Here is a 19986-nt window from a genome sequence, read left to right on the forward strand (position 1 = left end):
CAAGGAGTCAGCATGGCGAAGAGGCACGTGTACGCGGTGGTGGACCCGGCCACCGGCAAGCTGGTCAAGGAGTACCCCACCGCGACGGACGAGACCGTCGACGCGGCGCTCGACGCGGCGGCCGACGCCTACGCCCGCTGGTCGAGGCAGACCTCCGTGGCACAGCGCGCCCAGCTGTTGCACGCCGTCGCCACCCTGCACGACGAGCGCAGCCGACAGCTCGCCGAGATCATCCACCGGGAGATGGGCAAGCCGGTGGACGAGGCCGTGGGGGAGGTCGAGTTCAGCGCCTCCATCTACCGGTACTACGCCGAGAACGCGGAGAAGTTCCTCACCGACGAACCGATCGAGCTCCTGGAGGGAGAGGGCACCGCCTTCGTCCGCCGCCAGCCGGTCGGCGTGCTGCTGGGGATCATGCCCTGGAACTACCCGTACTACCAGGTGGCCCGGTTCGCCGCGCCCAACCTCGCACTGGGCAACACCATCGTGCTCAAGCACGCGTCGCAGTGTCCGGAGTCGTCCGCCGCTCTCCAGCAGCTGTTCACGGATGCGGGCTTCCCCGAGGGCTGCTACGTCAACGTCCACGCCACCGGCGAGCAGATCGCCCGCGTCATCGCGGACCCGCGTGTGCAGGGCGTCTCCTTCACCGGTTCGGAGCGGGCCGGCGCGGAGGTCGCCGAGAAGGCCGGGCGCAGCCTCAAGAAGGTGGTGCTCGAACTGGGCGGCTCGGACCCCTTCATCGTGCTGTCCACCGACGACCTCGACGCCACGGTCCAGGCGGCGGTCGAGGCGCGGTTCGAGAACGCCGGGCAGGCGTGCAACGCCGGGAAGCGCTTCATCGTCGCCGAGGACCTCTACGACGCCTTCCTCGACAGGTTCACCGAGAAGGTGCTCGCCCTGACCGACGGCCTGGCGCCGCTCTCCTCGGTCGCCGCCGCCGAGTACGTCGAGGACCAGGTCGAGCGAGCCGTCGCTGACGGGGCGACCTTCGTCTCCGCTCGACAGCGAGAGGGAGCGTACTTCCCGCCCGGCGTTCTGACGGGCGTCTCGCCGACGTCGCCGTCGGCCGCCGAGGAGCTCTTCGGTCCCGTCGCGACCGTCTACCGCGTCGGATCCGAGGACGAGGCCGTCGAGCTGGCGAACGAGACCCCGTACGGGCTGGGCTCCTACGTGTTCACGACGGACGCCGAGCAGGCGCTGCGCGTCGCCGACAGGATCGACGCCGGCATGGTCTTCGTCAACGGCGTCGGCCTCGAAGGGGCGGAACTGCCCTTCGGCGGGGTCAAGCTGTCCGGTTTCGGCCGCGAACTGGGCCGGGGCGGGATCGACGAGTTCGCCAACAAGAAGCTCATCCGCACCGCTCGGACCTGATCGCCACAGCGCACAGAAGGGAACCCGTCATGACCATCGAATTCGACGCCGCCGTCTTCAGGACGCCGAACGAACCACTGACCATCGAAAAAGTGACCCTCCCCTCGACGCCTCCGCCCGGCGAGGTGCTCGTGCGGCTCCAGGCGAGCGGGGTGTGCCACAGCGACCTCCACGTCCTTCTGGGCGAATGGGAGGTTCCTTCGCCGATGATCCTCGGCCATGAGGGAGCCGGGATCGTCGAGAGCGTCGGCGAAGGCGTCACGACGCTGAAGAAGGGCGACCACGTCGTGCTGTCGTGGACGCCTTCGTGTCGCCGCTGCCGCTACTGCATCAGTGGCAGGCCCGTCCTCTGCGACATGGTCAGCCGGCACTCGGCGAACCACCTGTCGTTCGACGGTCGGTCCCGGATCACGTCCGCCGGCGGGAGCGACGTCCTCAGCTTCGCGGGCCTCGGAACGTTCGGCCAGTACACCCTCGTGCCCGAATCGGGTGCGATCGCCATCCGGGACGACGCCCCGTTCCCCCAGTCGGCTCTGGTCGGATGCGCCGTCACGACCGGCGTCGGCGCGGCCGTCAACACCGCCAACGTGAGGCCGAGCGACACCGTGCTGGTCCTCGGCTGCGGCGGCGTCGGCCTGAACGCGATCCAGGGTGCCCGGCTTGCCGGCGCGCGGAAGATCATCGCCGCGGACATCTCCGACGAGAAGCTGGAGCAGGCGCGCGTCTTCGGCGCGACCGACCTGATCAACAACGGCCGCGAGGACTTCGCGGACAGGGTGCGACAGCTCACCGACGGACGCGGTGTGGAGATCGCCATCGAGGCCATCGGGCTGCCCCGCACCATCGAGGCGGCCTACGAGGTCCTGGCCCGGGGCGGCACGGCGGTGGTCGCCGGGCAGGTGGCGGACGGCCTGAAGGTCTCCATCGATCCCTTCGTCATGTCCGATCAGGAGCTCTCGCTGATCGGCTCGAACTACGGCTCCAGCAAGCCGGATTCCGACTTCCCCATGCTGATCGACCACTACATGAACCATCGCATCGATCTCGACTCCCTCGTGACGCGCGTGATCGATCTGAAGGACGTCAACGAGGCGTTCGACCAGATGAAGCGCGGCATCGGCATCCGCTCGGTGATCACGTACTGAAAGGCAGGGGCAACCTCATGGCCCTGGAATCATCACGCTCGGCCTTCGAGCGAGCCCGCCGCAGCGTCGGCGGGGGTGTGGGGTCGGGCCTGCGCGCCGCGATGCCTCCCCATCCGCTCTTCGTGCAAGAGGCACGGGGCGCGCACGTCTGGGACCTGGACGGCGACCGGTACATCGACTACGTGATGGCCTGGGGCCCGCTCGTCCTCGGTCACGGTGACCCGCGGGTGGTTTCCGCGGTGTCCGAGGTCGCGAAGAAGATGCAGGTCGTCGGCACCGGCCACCGACTCGAATATCTCGCGGCGGAAGCGGTCCTCGAGGCCGTGCCGCACGGCGAGCGACTGCTGTGGAGCAACACGGGGACAGAAGCGGTGCAGGTCGCGCTGCGCCTCGCGCGAGCCGCCACCGGGCGGCGCCGCGTCCTCAAGTTCGCCAAGAGCTACCACGGCTGGCACGACACCGTGTACGCCGGGATGTCCGAGGACGACTGCGATCGCCCCGCGGCTCCCGGCGGAGCGGGGCAGTCGACCAGCGTGCTTGACGACCTGGTCGTGGCGCGCTTCAACGACGTGCACCTGGCCGAGCGCCTGCTGAGCGAGGCCGTCGAGCGCGACATCGCCGCCGTGCTCGTCGACCCGGTGATGAGCAACGCCGGCGTCGAAGCACCCACACCGCAGTTCCTGTCCACGCTGCGGACCCTCTGCGACCGACACGGCGTCGTCCTCGTCTTCGACGAGGTGATCGCCGGGTTCCGGGTCGCACGGGGCGGGGCTGCCGAGAAGTACGGCGTGCTCCCCGACCTGTCCGTCTTCGGGAAGGCGATGGCCGGCGGTTTCACCCAGAGCGCCGTCGTCGGCCGAGCAGAGCTGGTCGATCAGGTGACGGTCGGCGTCGTTCATGCCGGAACCTTCAACGCCAACCCGATCGCACTGGCGGCCGTCGAGGCGACGATGCGCGTCCTGGCCGATCCCGCGGTCTACGAACTGCTCGAACGGGCCTCGTCCGAGTTCGAGGCCCTCGTCGGTGGCGTGCTCGGCTCGTCTCCCGACTTCGGCCGCTTCAACAGGGTCGGCTCGCTCCTCCAGTACGTTCCCGCCGGCGGGGCCACCGGGCTCCACGGAACCGGCGGGCTCTGGACCGAGATCCTCGAAGGGATGCTGCGGCAGGGCTTCCTGTTCATGCCGTCCGGCAAGGTCTTCCTCAGCACGGCGCACACCACCGCCGACATCGAGGCGACGGCCGAGGCCCTCGACCGGCTCCTGCGGAAGTTGTGACGTCCGCACCGAGCCACGTGTAACGCCCCACCCGCCCCGGGCCAGGCCGTATGTCCCGTTCCCTGCGGCCTGGCCCGGTCCACTTTCCCGGAAGACACCATGCTGAACCTCTCGGTCCTGCTCGAGGACTCCGCCCGCACGCACCCGAACCGGGACGCAGTGGTCCTCGGCCCGACGCGTCTCACCTACGCCCAGGTCGAGGCCGCCGCGAACCGGATCGCCAACCTCCTGGTCGACCGCGGCATCTGGCCCGGCGACAAGGTCGCGCTCAGTTGTCCGAACGTGCCCTGGTTCCCGATCGTCTACTACGGGATCCTCAAGGCCGGCGCCGTCGTCGTACCGCTCAACATCCTGCTCAAGGGCCGGGAGGTCGCCTACCACCTCGCCGACTCGGGGGCGAAGGCGTACTTCTGCTTCGAGGGCGACGCGGGTCTGCCGATGGGTGCGGAGGGACACGCCGGGTTCAGCGAGACCCCGGGCTGCGAGCACTTCTTCCTCATCACCGCCGACCCCGCGGCGGAAAGCCCGATCGAGGGCGTCGAGACCATGGGCGCCGCGCTGCGGGGCACGGCGACGACGTTCGACAGCGTCGGGACCTCGGGGGACGACCCGGCCGTGCTCCTCTACACGAGTGGGACGACAGGACAGGCGAAGGGCGCCGTACTCACCCACGCCAACCTGGTCCTCAACGCCCTCGCGTGCAACCGGCTGTTGGAGAACCGGCCGGCCCTGGACACCCATCTGGTCGTGCTGCCGCTGTTCCACTCCTTCGGCGCGACCGTGCAGATGAACGCCGGTTTCTCGACGGCGAGCACACTGGTGCTGCTGCCGCGGTTCGACGCCCGGCAGGCGGTGTCCCTGATGCAGCAGGAGGACATCACCTTCTTCGCGGGCGTCCCCACCATGTGGTGGGGCCTGTTGCAGGCGCTCAGCGACGACGTCGACGTCGAGAGGATCGCGAGGAACCTGCGCGTCGGCGTCTCCGGCGGTGCCTCGCTCCCCGCGGAGCTCATCAGACAGGTCAGGGAGAGGCTGGGCGTCCAGGTCCTGGAGGGCTACGGCCTCTCCGAGACCTCGCCGGTGGTGACCTTCAGCGATCCGGCGCAGGAACCGCGGCCCGGGTCGATCGGCGTGCCGATCTGGGGTGTCGAGGTCAAGCTCGTCAAGCCGGACTGGTCGGAGGTCGAGGACGACGGTACCGGCAGCGCCGTCGGGGAGATCGCGGTCAAGGGCCACAACGTGATGAGGGGCTACCACGGCCGCCCCGAGGACACCGCCGACGCGGTCAGGGACGGCTGGTTCCGCACCGGCGACCTGGCCCGCAGGGACAAGGACGGCTTCTACTACATCGTCGACCGGGCGAAGGACCTGATCATCCGCGGTGGCTTCAACGTCTACCCACGCGAGGTCGAGGAGGTCTTGATGACGCACCCCGCGATCAGCCTGGCCGCGGTCGTCGGCGTGCCGCACGAGAGCCACGGCGAGGAGATCAAGGCGTTCGTCATCCTCGACCGCGGCGCCGAGGCCTGCCCCGACGAGCTGATCGTCTGGGGCAAGGAGCAGATGGCCGGCTACAAGTACCCGCGCATCGTGGAGATCGTCAAGACGCTGCCGATGACGTCCACCGGAAAGATCCTCAAGCGCGAACTCGCGTGACCGGAAAGACAAGCGCATTCGTATGGGTGGGAAGGACGGCAGATGACAGTGGATGAGGGTCGGCGGAGGGACGCGTTCCTCGACGGGTTCGGCAAGGGGACGGATGCGGCCCCCGACTCGCTCGTGGCCGCCTGGAAGGCGCGCGTGGCGAAGAACCCGAACGGCACGGCGCTCCGTTACTTCGACGGTGCCCTGTCCGCGCGGGAGGTGGACGCGGCGTCCGACGCCCTGGCCGCCGCGTTCGAGGCCCGCGGGACCGGACGGGGCGATCGCGTCGGCGTGTACCTGCAGAACGTTCCGCAGTACGCGCTGGTGCTGTTGGCCCTGTGGAAGCTGGGGGCCACGGCGCTGGGACTCAATCCGATGTACCGGCGCCAGGAGCTCCGCCGGATCATCGACGACTCCGGGGCGGTCGGGGTCGTCTGCGCGGACGCGGACGTCCACGAGACGCTCGGCACGCTGGCGGGGAGCACGGTCCGATGGCTGGTCAGCACGTCGGCGCTGGACTACCAGTCGAGGAACGACGCACGGGCCTTCGCGACGACGGAACGCCACGCCCCGGCGCCGGACGGCGACCTGGTGGCGCTGATCAGCGAGTTCGAGGGCCGCGCTCCCTCGCCCGTGGAGCCGACCCGCGACGACGTCGCGTTCCTGACGTACACCTCGGGAACGACGGGGCCGCCGAAGGGCGCCATGAACACCCACGGCAACGTCCTGAGCGTGGTGACGACCTGTGCGTCGTGGATGGACGTGAGCGACGGGGACGTCGTGCTCGCCGTGGCCCCGCTGTTCCACATCACCGGCGCGGTCGTCAACGCGACGATCTCCCTGCTCACCGACACCACGCTCGTCCTGGCGGGCCGGTTCCACCCCGAGGTCGCCCTGGAGGCCTTCGCCGAGCACGGGGTGACCTACACGATCGGCTCCATCACGGCGTTCAACGCCATTTACGAGCTTCCGCAGGCCGGACCGGAGCACTTCGCGTCGGTGAAGGCCCTGTACTCCGGGGGCGCGCCGATCCCGCCGGCGACCGTCGAGCGGTTCCGGGAGCGGTTCGGCGTCTACCTCCACAACGGCTACGGGATGACGGAGACGACGTCCGCCGTCATCGCCGTGCCTCCGGGAAGCAGGGCCCCCGTCCATCTGCCGAGCGGGACGCTGTCCGTCGGCAAGCCGCTGCCGCACCTCACGGCACGCGTCGTGGACCTGCACGGCGACCCGGTGCCCAGTGGGGAGCAGGGCGAACTCGAACTGAGCGGGCCGCAGGTGGTGCCCGGGTACTGGGGCAAGCCCGAGGCCACCCGTCACACGATGCCGGAGGGCCGGCTCCGTACCGGTGACGTCGCCGTCATCGACGAGGAGGGCTGGGTCTACCTGGTGGACCGGCTCAAGGACCAGATCAACGTGTCCGGGTACAAGGTCTGGCCGCGCGAGGTCGAGGACGCGCTGTACGAGCACCCGTCGGTCCTCGAGGCCGCGGTCGTCGGGCAGCCGGACGAGTACCGCGGCGAGACCGTCGTCGCCTACGTCTCGCTCAAGGCGGGTCTGAACGCGACGGCGGAGGAGCTGATCGCCTTCGCCCGCGACCGGCTGGCCGCCTACAAGTGTCCCCGCACGATCCACTTCATCGCCGACCTGCCCAAGACCCAGAGCGGCAAGATCCGGCGCGCCGAACTCCGCGGCCTCGACGGCACCGGGCCGGCATCGCCCCTGAAGGACTGACCCATGAACGAGAACCACACCGACCGCGGCCGTTTCTCGGGCCGCACCGCCATCGTGACCGGAGCGAGCCGGGGCATCGGTCTCGCCGTCGCCGAACGGCTCGTCGCCGAAGGGGCGCGCGTGTGCCTGACCGCGCGCAAGACCGGACCGCTCGAAGAAGCCGCCGCCGCCCTCCCCCGGGGCAGCGTCATCACCGTCGCCGGTAAGGCCGACGACCCCGAGCACCGCCGCGAGGTCTTCGACACCGTCGCGCGCGAGTTCGGCGGACTGGACGTCCTCGTGAACAACGCGGGCATCAACCCGGCGTACGGCCCCGTCGTCGGCCTGGACCTCGACGTCGCCCGCAAGGTCCTGGAGGTCAACGTCCTCGCCACCCTCGCCTGGGTGCAGGACGCGGTGGCCCACCCGAAGCTCGGTTTCACCGACCGCCGCGGCACCGTCGTGAACCTCTCCTCGGTGACCGGCGACACCCCCGCGCCCGGCATCGGCCTCTACGGCGTGAGCAAGGCGGCGGTGTCGCATCTGACCAGGACCCTGGCCGTCGAACTCGGCCCGGAGATCCGTGTCAACGCCGTGGCACCCGCGGTGGTGAAGACCCGGTTCGCCGAGGCCCTGTACGAGGGCAAGGAGGCCGAGGTGGCCGCGGAGTACCCCATGAGGCGCCTCGGCGTCCCGTCGGACATCGCCTCCGCCGTGGCCTACCTGGCCTCGGAGGACTCCTCCTGGGTCACCGGTCACATCCTCACCGTCGACGGCGGCCTCACCGTCGCCGGCGGCACCGCGTAAACCGCGCTCACCCGACAAAGGACAGCCATGACTTACCCTCATCTCCCGCCCGAGGTCGCGGAGCTGCGCGACCGCACCCGCCGGTTCATCCGCGAGGTCGTCATCGACGCCGAGCCCGCACCCGGCGGGCGCCTCGACCAGGCCACCCGTGACCGGCTGCAGGCGGCGGCGAAGGAGGCCGGTGTCTTCGCACCGCTCGTGCCGAAGGAGTACGGCGGGCAGGGCCTGCCCATCGAACACTGGTCGCCGATCCTGCAGGAGGCCGGGTACTCGCCGATCGGCCCCAGCGTGCTCAACTGCATGGCCCCCGACGAGGGAAACATGCACATGCTCAACCTGATCGCGACCGAAGAGCAGAAGAAGCGCTATCTCGCGCCTCTGGCCGCCGGAGACATCCGGTCGTGCTTCGGCATGACCGAGCCCCACCCCGGAGCGGGCTCCGACCCGGCGGCGTTGCGGACCACAGCCGTCCGCACCGACGGCGGCTGGATCATCGACGGCCACAAGCGGTTCACCAGCGGCGCTGTGGGCGCCGGGTTCTGCATCGTGATGGCCCGGACCCCGGCCATGGACGGCTCCCCCGAGGGGGCCACCATGTTCCTCGTCGACCTGGCCAACCCCGGCATCCGGATCGGCGAGGCGATCCACACCGTCGACCGCTCCATCGACGGCGGCCACCCCCACCTGTACCTCGAGAACTGCCTCGTACCCGACGAGGCGGTACTCGGCGAGGTGGGCCTCGGCTTCCGCTACGCCCAGGTCCGGCTCGGACCGGCCCGTCTCACCCACTGCATGCGGTGGCTGGGGCTGGCACGGCGGGCCCACGACATCGCCCTGGACCGGGCCGCCCGGAGAGAGCTGTTCGGTGGTCCGATCGACTCCCTCGGCCTGGCCCAGCACCTGATCGCCGAATCGGTCATCGACATCGAGACCTCCGACGCGATCATCACCAAGACGGCGGCGCTGCTGCACGGCGATCCGAAGGCGGGCTCCGCGATGTCGTCGATCGCGAAGGTGCACTGCTCGGAGGCGATCTTCCGGGTGATCGACCGTGCCGTCCAGATCTGCGGCGGCGACGGGGTCTCCGACGGGCTCCCGCTGGCGCAGTACCTGAGCGAGGTCCGCCCGTTCCGCATCTACGACGGCTCCAACGAGACCCACCGGTGGGCCATCGCCCGCCGGGCCTCGGCCGGCCGCGCCGCCGCGGTCCGGGCCGGTGAGCCCTACCGGGGCGACGCCGTCGTCGGCCGGGACGGGGGCGCGTGATGCACACCGTTCCCGACGGCGTGGAGGTCGTCGCGAGCCGGGAGGAGGCCCGTCACCTCGACAGCCCTCCGCTCCTGGTCCTCGACGCGGTCACCGGCTTCCTCGACGCCCACGGCATCGGCCACGGCCCGCTGGCGTGGCAGCGCATCGGCGACGGCCACTCCAACGTCACCTACCTGATCGAGCGCGGCAACGAGTCCGTCGTCCTGCGCCGTGGCCCGCGCCCGCCGCTGCCGAAGTCGACGCACGACATGGTGCGCGAGGCCCGCATCCAGAAGATCCTCGGCGGGCACGGGGTGCCGGTGCCGGAGATCCTCGCGGTGTGCGAGGACGAGTCGCTGCTGGGCGTGCCGTTCTACCTCATGGCCCGGCTCGACGGAACGGTCGTCACCGACACGATCCCGGCCCACCTCTCCCCCGCCGCACAGCGCCGGGCCACCAGCGAGGCGGTCGTCGACACCCTCGTCGCCCTGCACGGCATCGACGTGACCGAAGGGGAACTCGCCTCCCTGGGCCGCCCCGAGGGATACCTCGGTCGCCAGGTCGACCGGTTCCGCGGCCTGTGGGAGGTCAACACCACCCGCAACCTGCCCGCGGTGGAGCGCATCGCGGACTGGCTCGCCCGCAACCTGCCGACGAGCCAGGCGGCCTCGGTGGTGCACGGCGACTACCGCATGGGCAACCTCATGTTCGCCCCACAGGCACCGGCCAGGGTCCTCGCGATCCTCGACTGGGAGATGGCCACGCTCGGTGACCCGCTCGCGGACCTGGGATACCTCACCGCCACCTGGTCCGAGGCCGGCAACCCTGCCACCCCGCTCGAACTCACCCGGGTGACCCGGTCACCCGGCTACCTCACCCAGCGCCGGCTGGCAGAGCGCTACCAGTCCCGCACGGGCCTCGACCTGACCCCGCTGCCCTGGTACCAGACCCTCGCGCTGTGGAAGGCGGCGATCTTCTGCGAGGCCATCTACACCCGCTGGCAGCGCGGTGAGCGTCCGAACGACACGGTCTTCGGACCGTCGCTCGAAACGGGTGTCCCCCGGCTCCTGGAGCGGGCCGGGCGGTACGCCAGCCTGACGGCGACCACTCGCCGCTGACATCCGACGCGTCCCGGTACGGGGCGCTTCGGCAACCTCGCCGCGGCCAGGCCGTCTTGCTCCGACATCGGTTCACCGCCGTGATGGAAGCGATCCGGGCGCCGCGGAGCGGGCCGGTGCGGCCCCGTGTCCGGCCGCTCACGTCTTGGGCGACAAGTAGCGGCATCCCGGGAAGCTCTCGGCTGAAACGGGTGGCTGCGTCGATCCCGGAGATCCCCGCTCCGATGATCACCACATCGAACTCCTCGACGGCGTCCAACACTCAGCCGTCATGGCGTTTCCTCGCTGCTGGAGTTGGGCGTGACCGGCTTGTGCACCGTGCACCGTACCCAGGGGGAAGCGGGTGCTCAGTGTCGTTCCCACTGCGGCCGTGGCTGGCGACAGTGAGGTACGAGGTAACCGCCACAGGCGAAGTTCCGTATTGCTGAACACCGTGTCGTGGGCGTGCCGACTTGGGCGCCTAGGGGAGTGTCCTTGAGTAATCAGACTGTCATTGTGGGTCTCGGCGCCACTGGTCGGGCCATCGCTTCTTCCTTGCTGCAACGCGCGGACGTGGAGATCGTCGGAGCAGTGGACCAGGACCCCCGCGTGGCTGGTCAAGACCTCGGAGCGCTCCTTGATGGCCCCGCGAACGGCATCCTCGTCGTGAGCGACCTGGACGGCCTGCCCGCCGCCGACCTCGCGATCGTGGCGACCACCTCGGATCTGAACCAGGTCGCCGGCACCCTGCTGCCGCTGCTGGAGCGTTCGTACAACGTCCTGAGCATCTGCGAAGAGCTCGCCTATCCCTGGCAGAGCCATCCCGACCTGGCCCGGCGGCTCGACGAGACGGCCAGGGCGAAGGGCGTGACCGTCCTGGGCAGCGGGGCGAACCCGGGCATCTTGATGGACACCCTTCCCCTCCTGCTGACCGCACTGACCCAGCGCGTGGAGAACGTGCGCATCCGCCGACGGACGAACATGTCGCGTTACGGCGCGATCCTGTCGAAGTTCGGCCTCGGTCTGACCGCGGAGGAGTTCGAGAAGGCTCGCAGCCGGGGCGAGGTCGTCGGCCACTACGGCTTCGAGCAGGCCCTCGGAGCGCTCGCGGCGGGGCTCGGGTGGGATCTCGACTCGGTGGACGTGGGCGAGGTCGAACCCGCCGTCGTGACGACCTCGCCGCGCGTCGGGGAGCACAGGCGCATCGAACCGGGTCAGATCTCGGCCGTCACCCATGCCGCCCGCGGCGTGCTCAGGGGCGAGACGGTGATCGACCTGGAGATCACGTTCGGGTTCTTCGAGCCGGCCGACGAGGTGACCGCGGGCGACGACTACCGGATCGTCGGTGAGGAGCAGGTCATCGACCTTCGTTCCTCCGTGGGCTTCGATTCCTTCCTCAGCACGATCGCGGCGGCTGCCAACGCCGCCGCCGCGGTCGTCGAGGCACGACCCGGACTCCTGTCGATGGCAGACCTCCCGGCCCGCGCGCTCGCGGCCAAGGGAGAACGCCGAGCATCCCGGGCCCCGCTCCGAACCACCGCTCCTCAGAACTGAGACGGAGACGCAGAGGACGGAAAACCTGCTGCTCGCCATCCTCACACGTCTCGTCGAAGAGACGCCCGTCACGGTTGATCTGCTGGACGGGAACGAGGGCTTGCGGCGCGTGCCGAGCAGATCTTGGCGCGAAGCATGACGTAGGACAAACACCCCACCTAAACGAGACCAGGACAGCATGAGGACCGACGACACGAAATACAGCAGCTTCACCGGCTGGATCGACCGGCCGAACGACGTGCAGCCCGCGCTGGACGGCGATCTCACCTGTGACATCGCCGTCATCGGCGGCGGCATGGGTGGCATGGCGGCTGCACTGCGCCTCGCGGAGCGTGACCAGGACGTGGTCCTGCTGGAGGCCGAGTTCTGCGGATACGGCTCAGCCTCGCGCAACGGCGGTCAGATCGCCGGGGCACCGGGTGGTGACCTGCGGATGCTCAGCCTCCAGTCCCCGAAGAAGGTGCCGGCCATGGTCAAACTGGCGGAGCACGCGGGCCACTACGTGGAAGGCCTCATCAAGACGCACGACATCGACTGCGACTATGTGGCGAACGGCCTGGTGTGGGGTGCGGTCTCACCCCTCATGATGCTCAGGGTGCGCACCCAGGCGGCGGTCCTGCGCGCCTTCGGTGGGCAGGGGACGGTCGGCAGCAGGGAGGAACTCGGCCTCCCTGCCGGCTTCGTGGGCGGTATGCGGGAATCCATCGGCGGGATGCTGAACCCGGGCAAGCTCGCTCGTGGTGTGCGTCGCGCGCTGCTCGCCTCCTCGGCCAAGGTCTTCGAGCAGTCGCGGGTGAGCGATGTCCGCCGGACAGGCAGCACCGTCGAGCTCACGACACCGCACGGCACCGTGCGGGCCAACAAGGTGGTGCTCGCGACCAGCGTCTACGGCGGCGAGTGGGACATCTGGCCCAAGAACCTCGCGACGCCGCTGTACGTCATCGAGATCGAGTCGGAACCCATCGCGCCGGAGCGGCTCGCCGCACTGGGCTGGACCAGCCGGTCCGGCATCATCACCCAGCACCAGTTGATGACCCACTACCGGCTCACCGAGCGCAACACCATCGTCTGCGGGGTCCGCCAAGCGCAGCGAGGCCCGGCCTTCCCGCTCCCGGACCGGGTCCCGGATCCCCGTGTCGTGCAGGACATGGGGAAGGATCTGGCCAATCGGTTCCCGTCGCTGTCCGACGTGGCCATCGAGCGGGCCTGGGGCGGTTGGATCGGCATCAGCCCGGACTGGCTGTCAATTGCCGGGCAGGTGGGTGACAACGTCTTCTACTCGATGGCCTGCAACGGCCACGGCCTCTGTCAGGTGCCGTACGTGGCCCATCAGATCGCCGACTACATCGTCGACGGTGAGATGCCGGATGACCTCGCCGGCATCTGGTCGGACGCCGCGAAGTACTCGTCGTCGATGTCGCTGCTGCTGCAGCCGCTCGTCCTCCGAGCCGTCTGGGGGATCGACCGGTTCAACGACTTCTTCAACGGCAGCAGGACGCTGGCCCGGCGGACGCTCCGTCGTCGCCGGCGCGGGAACTCCTGAAGGTTCGGGTGGCGCCTGGTCCGTGACGACGTGGCGTGGGATCGCCACCCGCTACGACAAGACCGCCGAGTCCTACGAAGCAGTCGTCGCCCTCGCATCACTCCTGGTGCGGGCCTGACATTTAACGACAGAACCCAGGCCGCTGCTCGCCGACGAGAGCCGGCGCGACCTCCTCTGCGGAGGCCGCGCCACCGTCGAGCCCCCGCGGTCGCAGACATGGAGTTCCGACGGGTACGGAGCGCGGCCGCCCGACTCCCTCGCTCGTCCCCGACGACTGCGACCTCCCCCACGCCCGCTCACGCCGTGTCCTTCTTCCTTTCCTTCAGAGAGAGGTCCCGTGCCCTCCGTTTCCTCCCAGCATTCCCCCCGTGACACACGGATGCTGGTCACTGTCAATGCGCTGCCGCTCGCCGTCGGTGTCCTGCTCTCCTGCTCCACGCCCCTCGGAGAGATCTCCGTGTACGGACGTCTCACCCTGGGCATCACCTGGGCACTCACGCAGCTGGTCGTCCTCGTCGGCGGGACCTGGTGGTACGAGAACCGGGCCGCGTCCTCCTTCGAACCGGCCTCGGCGACGACTGCCGCCTCTCGTGCGGCCGGGGGCGCGTGGTGACGACGCACCTCCTGAGCGTCGGTGCGCCCGATCTCATCGGCACTGCCGCGAGGGGCGCGGTCATCAGCGCCTTCCTCGTCTTCATCGGCCTCTGCCTGCTGTGGGTCTTCACCCTCGCCACGCAGGACGACGACCCGGAACGCCTCTACGTCGCCGGCCGGTCCCTCCCGCCCGTCTTCAACGGCGTCGCGATGGCGGGGGAGCAGATCACGGTCGTCATTCTGGTCTCGCTGCCGGGAGCGATCGCCATCTTCGGCTACGACGGAGTCTCGACCGCTGTCGACAGCGCCCTCGCACTCGGCGTCTTCCTGCTCCTCGCCTCCAGGATTCGCGCGACCCGCCGCTACACCCTGGGCGAGCTGTTCTCCCTGCGTGCCGAGGGACCGGGAGCAAGGATCGCCGGTGCGGTGGTGACCCTGTGCATCGCCGTACCCCTGCTCATGGTCCAACTGCGTGCCGGCGGCATCACCGCCTCACTTCTGATCGGCATGCCGAGCGAGCGGGCCCAGGTGGTGTGCACGGTGCTGATGGGGCTCCTGATCACGTGCTTCGCTGGGGTGGCCGATCTGCGCGGCACCAGTTTCGTGCAGGCCGCCAAGGTGCCCGTAGCCCTGGCGACGCTCGCCGCGGTGACCCTGCTGGCGCTCCGCCTGTTCGACTGGAGTCCTGGATCCCTGCTGTCGGCCGCCATGGACAAGAGCGTGTCGCCGGACGAGTACCTCAGTCCCGGGCTTTGGGCGCACTCCACCGGCCTCGGGTCGCTCGGCACGCTCGGCACGCTCAGTGACCACATCGTCGTCATCCTCGGCACGGCGATGATGCCCCACCTGCTCCTGCGCGTCAGCGCCAGCCGGGACGTTCCCGGCGCCCGACGCTCCCTGAGCGTCGCCGTAGGGCTGACCGGCCTCTTCTACCTGCTCCTGGTCACGACCGGCTTCGCCGCGGCCGCGGTGGTGGGCAGCGGACGGATCGGGGCGGTCGACGCGAAAGGGCAGGGCGCCCCGATCCTCCTGGCCTCGGAGGTCCTCCCCCACCACCCCACCGGCCGCGTCGTGCTCATCACACTCGTGGCCTGTGTCGCCTTCCTCGCCGTCCTCACCGCCGTGGCGAGCGTGACCTTCGCCGCCGCCGTCTCCGTGACCCGCGACCTGATCGGGCAGAAGGGCCGTACCCGGCTCGGGATCGGAGAGCCGACGGTCCTGCGGCTGTCCGTCGTCGCGCTCTGCGCCGTGAGCCTTTTCCTCACCACCGCCGTGCACCGCTACCCCATCGAGTTCCTCCTCGCCTTCTCGCTGAGCCTGGCCGCCTCATGCGTGTTCCCGGCGCTCGTCTACTCCTTCCTCTGGCCCGGCTTCGACCGCCGAGGGCTGCTGTGGCTGGTCTACGGAGGGCTGTCCCTCTGCGTCCTGCTGACCCTCTTCTCCCCCTCCGTGTCCGGGACGGCGTACGCGCTGCTGCCGGAGGAGGACTTCGACCTGTTCCCGCTCCACACCCCCGGGCTGGTCTCCGTCCCGGCAGCCTTCCTCCTCGGATGGCTCGGCAGCGCGCGTCCGTGGGAGCGGACCGCACGCCCCCGGCGCACGGCATGGGGGGACGCAGGAGATCAGGGTCGCGCCCCGGCTCCTGACCGTGGTGCCTCTCAGGCAGGCATCGGCTACGGCCGGGACGGCGTCACCGGGTAGATCCGCTGAGACTGCGAACGTTCGGGAGCCTGGAACGGCGACCTCGCGCGGTTGCACCGCCGCTCTCTTACGACTGTCTACGGCCGGAGGAGAGCGGCGGTGCGACCGGCCTGTGCATCGTGCACCGGACCCGAGCGAAGCAGGTGCTCGCTGTCGTTCTGGCCGGCGGTCGTGACTGGCGAAAGTGAAGCCACGAGCCCCGGGAACAGCGAGAAAACACCATGCCAATCGAACTCATCCGACCGTCGGCAGCCGTCGAGGGCCCGGTCAACCGGAGTTCTCATCGAGGGAGAGAATCCACATGACAACACAGAAGCAGCCCCAGACCCTGCCGTCGGTGGCGGCTGACACGCCGAAGGACGAAATTCTCCAGCTCCTGACCCGCGACGGCGGCGTCATCGTCAAGAACTTTCTGACGAAGGAGCAGATGAACCGCTTCAACGCCGAGATCGAGCCTCCGCTGCAGGCACTTCGCCCGGGCTCGACCCACTCGAACGAAATGGTGGCCGCGTTCCACGGCAGCAACACCAAGCGGCTCACCAACCTGGTCACGCACAGCGCCACGTTCCGCAACGAGATCCTCGAACACCCCCTGGTCCACGAGGTCTGTGACCAGGTCTTCCTCCCGGAGTCGGGCACGTACTGGATGACCACCGCGCAGGTGATCGAGATCGGCCCCCACAGCCAGGCACAGATGCTGCACCGGGACCTGGAGAACTGGTTCCCGTTCATCGGTATGGGGCCCGACGGCCCGGAAGTCACCCTCAACTTCCTGATCGCCCTGACCGACTTCACGGAGGAGAACGGCGCCACCCGCGTCATCCCCGGGAGCAACCACTGGAGCGACTTCGAGGACCGCGGGACTCCGGAGCAGACGATTCCCGCAATCATGAACGCCGGAGACGCCCTTCTGTTCAGCGGCAAGACCGCGCACGGTGGCGGCGCGAACCGGACCGGCGACGAGTACCGGCGGGCCGTGGCCTTCGCCCTCAATCCGGGCTTCCTCACCGGCGAGGAGGCGTACCCCTTCCTGGTCGACATGGAGATCGCCAGGACGCTCTCGCCGCGTGTCCAGCGCATGCTCGGGTTCCGCTCCCAGTACCCGACGGGCTCCCCCGGCCTGTGGCAGGTGGACTACGCCGACCTCGGCAACTACCTCGGTCTCTGAGAGCCGACCCGATCGGCTCACGTGTCGTGACTCCTGACCTCAGGGTTCCGACACGGTGACGGGGCCTGGGCCGGCGGCAGCCCTTCCCGGACGACCGTCATCGTGCTGTGGCGAACCAGGTCACGGGAACGCCGCAACTGTCCGAGGAGCGCACGCCAAGGCCCTCCCGTACATTCGCCCTATGGGAACCGACGTCGATGCGTTCCTCGGTCAGCTGGCTCGCCGCCTCAGACCACAGGTGCGGAAGCTGGCCGGCCTGCTGCTCCAGCGCCTGAACGGCGAACTCCCCGAGCTGTCGGAGGAGGCGGACATCGCGGCTCTGAACCTGGAGGAGACGGCCCAGCACATCACCGCCTTTCTGGATCTCCTGGAGACCCGCCCCGATGCGAGCGCGCCGAAGGCTCCCCCGATCGCCTTGGAAGGAGGTCGCCTCTACGCCCGGCGAGGGATTCCGGTGAGCAGGCTCCTCCGTGGCTACCGGATCGGCCATCTCAGCCTGCTCGAACTGCTGCAAGCCGAAGCGCCCCGCCTCACCGACGACTGGCACATGATCCACCTGGCCTCGATGAGGCTGGTCACGATCGGCTTCGACTACGTGGACCGGTCCTCGGAAGAGGTCGTCGCCGCCTACCAGGAGGAGCGCGACCGTCTGCTGCAGCGTCGGCTCGCCCTCACCAACAGGGCGAGCAAACGGATCGGGACCACGCTCGACGTCACCCGGACCGCGGAGGAGCTGACGGAGTTCTGCACCGAGGACTTCGCCGACCTCGTCACCGTCGACCTCTTCGACTCCGCACTCGACGAAACGGGCATGGGTTCAACAGAGGCTCTGACGCAGCGCCGAGTCGCCCAGCGCTCCGTCCTCGACGGCTGTCCGGAGTCCCTGCTCCGCATCGACGAAGCCCACTCCTACCCCGATGAATCGGAACCGGTTCGCGCACTGACCACCGGACGACCCGTCCTGCACCACATCACGGGGACCGAGATGCCCACGTGGATGGCACCGTCCGAGTCCCACGGCCGAGTGCTGCGCACGCTCGGCCTCCACTCGGTTCTCCTCGTGCCCTTGCACGCCCGCGGGGACACCCTGGGCCTGGTGCAGTTCGTGCGCCATCGCACCTCGGCCCCCTTCGACGACGACGATCTCCTGCTGGCGCGGGAGATCGTCTCCAGGGCAGCGGTGTCCATCGACAACGCCCGTCGGTACACCCATGAGCGTTCCACCGCGCTCACCCTCCAACGCACCCTGCTGCCGCACCACACGGTGCGACAGTCGGCCGTCGAAACTGCCTCTCGTTACCTGCCCGCCGGGTCCCGCGCGGGTGTGGGCGGGGACTGGTACGACGTGATTCCGCTGTCCGGGGCCCGCGTCGCGCTCGTCGTCGGCGACGTCGTCGGTCGCGGTCTGCACGCCGCCGCCACCATGGGCCGGCTCCGCACAGCGGTCCGCGCCTTCGCCGACATCGACCTCATGCCCGACGAACTCCTCACCCATCTGGACGACGTGGTCATCCGGATGCAGCGGGAGGAGTCGCGGGACGAGGGCGAGACCAGCGCCACCTGCCTGTACGCGATCTACGACCCCGTCTCCCGCCGGTGCTCCCTCGCCAGTGCCGGCCACATCCCGCCGACCGTGGTCATCCCCTCGACCACCGGCGGGGCCATCTCGGCCTCCGGCGTGGTCGAGCTGCCCGAGGTACCGATCGGACCGCCTCTCGGCCTGGGCGGACTCCCCTTCGAGACCGCCGAGTTCGAACTGCAGGAGGGCAGCCTGCTGGTCCTGCACACCGACGGGCTGATCGCCGCCGACCGCACGCGTGACGTCGACCTCTCACTCACCACGCTGCACGGTGTCCTCGCCTCGGCGCCGGAGTCGTTGGAGGAGATCTGCGACCGGCTGCTGGCCGCGCTGTTGCCCAGCCGACCCGCCGATGACGTCGCTCTGCTCGTCGCCCGGACCCGTGCCCTCGACCCGGACCACGTCGCCACGATGGACCTCCCGTCCGATCCGGCAGCCGTATCCGGGGCCCGTGGTTTCGCGTCCGACGTCCTGGCGGCCTGGGGGCTGGAGGAACTGTCCTTCACCACGGAGCTGGTCGTCAGCGAACTGGTGACGAACGCGATCCGCTACGGCAAGAGCCCCATCCAGCTGCGACTGGTCCTCCAGACGACGCTCACCTGCGAGGTCTCCGACGCCAGCAGCACGGCCCCGCATCTGCGCCGCGCCCGGATCTTCGACGAGGGCGGCCGCGGCCTGCTCCTGGTGGCCCAGCTCACCGAACGCTGGGGCGCACGGCACAACCGCGAGGGAAAGGTCATCTGGGCCGAGCAGGCCCTTCCTGCGGACAGTGGACCGAGCACCGAAGGAACGTGACCCCGCTCGGACCCCGGGAAGAGGAACGAGTTCGCCCGAACCACCCGCACGGCCAGCGGGCGAGCCGTCGACCGGGGCGACTGTGTCGACCGACTGAGTCGATATAGTGGGCCTATGGCTCATGTTTCCGCGGCGGAGCGCCGCCCTCAGTTGATCAAGGCGGCCATCGACCTCATGGCCCGGGAGGGCGTGGCCGCGGGGAGCACCCGCGCCATCGCCGCGGAGCTCGGTGTCGCGCAGACCACCGTCCACTACACCTTCGGCACGAAGGAGGACCTCTACCGCGCGGTCATGGACCACATCACCGACGAGCTGGTCGCGCAGGTGCAGCGGGCGGCGCCGGAGGACGCGGGCTTCGAGGAGACCATCGGCGCCTTCGCGGGGGCCCTGTGGGGCACCGTGCGCGAGCCGACGTCGCACCACCAGCTGCTCAGCGAGCTGACCATGTTCGCCCTGCGTGTGCCCGGTCTCAACGAGGCCCGGCAGGGTCACTACCAGCGGGTCATAGAGGTGACCGCGCAGGTGATCGCCGAGACGGCGGAGAGGACGGGGCAGGAGCTGGCCGAGTCCCCGGAGACGGTGGCCCGGTTCTTCCTCTCCGGCTTCGACGGACTCACCATGCAGGTCCTCGTGGCCCTGCCGGACGAGGCCACTGAGCGGACCGGCCTCAGGGCGCTCGTGGCCGCGACCGTGGCGCTGGCCAAGGGGGACCTCGGCCTCCCTGACGTGCCGATGGCCTGACACGACACGAGA

At 69.6% G+C, this 19986-nt stretch carries 15 protein-coding genes; all 15 read left to right on the forward strand.

Annotated features, from left to right (window positions below; all coding sequences use genetic code 11):
• The first annotated feature begins 12 nt into the window (after window positions 1-12).
• The 15 genes from ABZ318_RS22225 to ABZ318_RS22295 all read left to right on the forward strand — a co-directional run bounded on the left by ABZ318_RS22225 (window position 13) and on the right by ABZ318_RS22295 (window position 19974).
• Window positions 13-1371 (forward strand): NAD-dependent succinate-semialdehyde dehydrogenase, encoded by a 1359-nt coding sequence (locus ABZ318_RS22225; protein ID WP_356904213.1) that lies wholly within the window; start codon window positions 13-15, stop codon window positions 1369-1371.
• A 29-nt stretch (window positions 1372-1400) separates the two neighbouring features.
• Window positions 1401-2516 carry a Zn-dependent alcohol dehydrogenase gene (locus ABZ318_RS22230; RefSeq protein WP_356904214.1) on the forward strand — a complete coding sequence of 372 codons (1116 nt, stop codon included), beginning with the start codon at window positions 1401-1403 and terminating at the stop codon, window positions 2514-2516.
• A 122-nt stretch (window positions 2517-2638) separates the two neighbouring features.
• A complete protein-coding gene (locus tag ABZ318_RS22235) occupies window positions 2639-3790 on the forward strand; it encodes an aminotransferase class III-fold pyridoxal phosphate-dependent enzyme (RefSeq protein WP_356904215.1) in 1152 nt (383 codons plus the stop codon).
• 99 nt (window positions 3791-3889) lie between these two features.
• A complete protein-coding gene (locus tag ABZ318_RS22240; protein ID WP_356904216.1) occupies window positions 3890-5446 on the forward strand; it encodes a long-chain fatty acid--CoA ligase in 1557 nt (518 codons plus the stop codon).
• A 42-nt stretch (window positions 5447-5488) separates the two neighbouring features.
• Window positions 5489-7168 carry an AMP-binding protein gene (locus ABZ318_RS22245; protein ID WP_356904217.1) on the forward strand — a complete coding sequence of 560 codons (1680 nt, stop codon included), beginning with the start codon at window positions 5489-5491 and terminating at the stop codon, window positions 7166-7168.
• Between the two features lie 3 nt (window positions 7169-7171).
• Entirely contained in the window at window positions 7172-7954 is a 783-nt protein-coding gene (locus tag ABZ318_RS22250; protein ID WP_356904218.1) for an SDR family oxidoreductase, read from the forward strand.
• A gap of 27 nt (window positions 7955-7981) precedes the next feature.
• Entirely contained in the window at window positions 7982-9220 is a 1239-nt protein-coding gene (locus ABZ318_RS22255; RefSeq protein ID WP_356904219.1) for an acyl-CoA dehydrogenase, read from the forward strand.
• Window positions 9220-10320 carry a phosphotransferase family protein gene (locus ABZ318_RS22260; RefSeq protein WP_356904220.1) on the forward strand — a complete coding sequence of 367 codons (1101 nt, stop codon included), beginning with the start codon at window positions 9220-9222 and terminating at the stop codon, window positions 10318-10320. The genes ABZ318_RS22255 and ABZ318_RS22260 overlap by 1 nt, the downstream gene beginning before the upstream one ends.
• Window positions 10321-10908: 588 nt before the next feature.
• Complete coding sequence (locus tag ABZ318_RS22265) at window positions 10909-11853, forward strand: dihydrodipicolinate reductase (RefSeq protein WP_356904221.1); 945 nt, start codon at window positions 10909-10911, stop codon at window positions 11851-11853.
• Window positions 11854-12031: 178 nt separating this feature from the next.
• Entirely contained in the window at window positions 12032-13396 is a 1365-nt protein-coding gene (locus ABZ318_RS22270) for an FAD-binding oxidoreductase (protein WP_356904222.1), read from the forward strand.
• Window positions 13397-13775: 379 nt separating this feature from the next.
• On the forward strand, window positions 13776-14009 hold the full coding sequence (locus tag ABZ318_RS22275; protein ID WP_356904223.1) for a hypothetical protein: 234 nt from the start codon (window positions 13776-13778) through the stop codon (window positions 14007-14009).
• On the forward strand, window positions 14006-15691 hold the full coding sequence (locus ABZ318_RS22280) for a transporter (RefSeq protein ID WP_356904224.1): 1686 nt from the start codon (window positions 14006-14008) through the stop codon (window positions 15689-15691). The genes ABZ318_RS22275 and ABZ318_RS22280 overlap by 4 nt, the downstream gene beginning before the upstream one ends.
• A gap of 301 nt (window positions 15692-15992) precedes the next feature.
• The gene (locus tag ABZ318_RS22285; protein ID WP_356904225.1) at window positions 15993-16859 is read left to right on the forward strand and encodes a phytanoyl-CoA dioxygenase family protein; all 867 of its coding nucleotides are present in this window, start codon (window positions 15993-15995) and stop codon (window positions 16857-16859) included.
• A 181-nt stretch (window positions 16860-17040) separates the two neighbouring features.
• Window positions 17041-19233: a SpoIIE family protein phosphatase gene (locus ABZ318_RS22290; RefSeq protein WP_356904226.1), complete on the forward strand. Its 2193-nt coding sequence runs from the start codon at window positions 17041-17043 to the stop codon at window positions 19231-19233.
• 114 nt (window positions 19234-19347) lie between these two features.
• Window positions 19348-19974 carry a TetR/AcrR family transcriptional regulator gene (locus tag ABZ318_RS22295; RefSeq protein ID WP_356904227.1) on the forward strand — a complete coding sequence of 209 codons (627 nt, stop codon included), beginning with the start codon at window positions 19348-19350 and terminating at the stop codon, window positions 19972-19974.
• The last annotated feature ends 12 nt before the right edge of the window (window positions 19975-19986 follow it).

This window comes from Streptomyces sp. NPDC006197 (assembly GCF_040613865.1).
GTDB lineage: Bacteria > Actinomycetota > Actinomycetes > Streptomycetales > Streptomycetaceae > Streptomyces.

What these genes read in the sequence shown, in the direction of transcription:
- ABZ318_RS22225 (WP_356904213.1), top strand. Translation starts at nt 13, where the DNA reads ATGGCGAAGAGGCACGTGTACGCGGTGGTGGACCCGGCCACCGGCAAG.
- ABZ318_RS22230 (WP_356904214.1), top strand. Translation starts at nt 1,401, where the DNA reads ATGACCATCGAATTCGACGCCGCCGTCTTCAGGACGCCGAACGAACCA.
- ABZ318_RS22240 (WP_356904216.1), top strand. Translation starts at nt 3,890, where the DNA reads ATGCTGAACCTCTCGGTCCTGCTCGAGGACTCCGCCCGCACGCACCCG.
- ABZ318_RS22245 (WP_356904217.1), top strand. Translation starts at nt 5,489, where the DNA reads ATGACAGTGGATGAGGGTCGGCGGAGGGACGCGTTCCTCGACGGGTTC.
- ABZ318_RS22250 (WP_356904218.1), top strand. Translation starts at nt 7,172, where the DNA reads ATGAACGAGAACCACACCGACCGCGGCCGTTTCTCGGGCCGCACCGCC.
- ABZ318_RS22255 (WP_356904219.1), top strand. Translation starts at nt 7,982, where the DNA reads ATGACTTACCCTCATCTCCCGCCCGAGGTCGCGGAGCTGCGCGACCGC.
- ABZ318_RS22260 (WP_356904220.1), top strand. Translation starts at nt 9,220, where the DNA reads ATGCACACCGTTCCCGACGGCGTGGAGGTCGTCGCGAGCCGGGAGGAG.
- ABZ318_RS22270 (WP_356904222.1), top strand. Translation starts at nt 12,032, where the DNA reads ATGAGGACCGACGACACGAAATACAGCAGCTTCACCGGCTGGATCGAC.
- ABZ318_RS22275 (WP_356904223.1), top strand. Translation starts at nt 13,776, where the DNA reads ATGCTGGTCACTGTCAATGCGCTGCCGCTCGCCGTCGGTGTCCTGCTC.
- ABZ318_RS22285 (WP_356904225.1), top strand. Translation starts at nt 15,993, where the DNA reads ATGACAACACAGAAGCAGCCCCAGACCCTGCCGTCGGTGGCGGCTGAC.
- ABZ318_RS22290 (WP_356904226.1), top strand. Translation starts at nt 17,041, where the DNA reads ATGGGAACCGACGTCGATGCGTTCCTCGGTCAGCTGGCTCGCCGCCTC.
- ABZ318_RS22295 (WP_356904227.1), top strand. Translation starts at nt 19,348, where the DNA reads ATGGCTCATGTTTCCGCGGCGGAGCGCCGCCCTCAGTTGATCAAGGCG.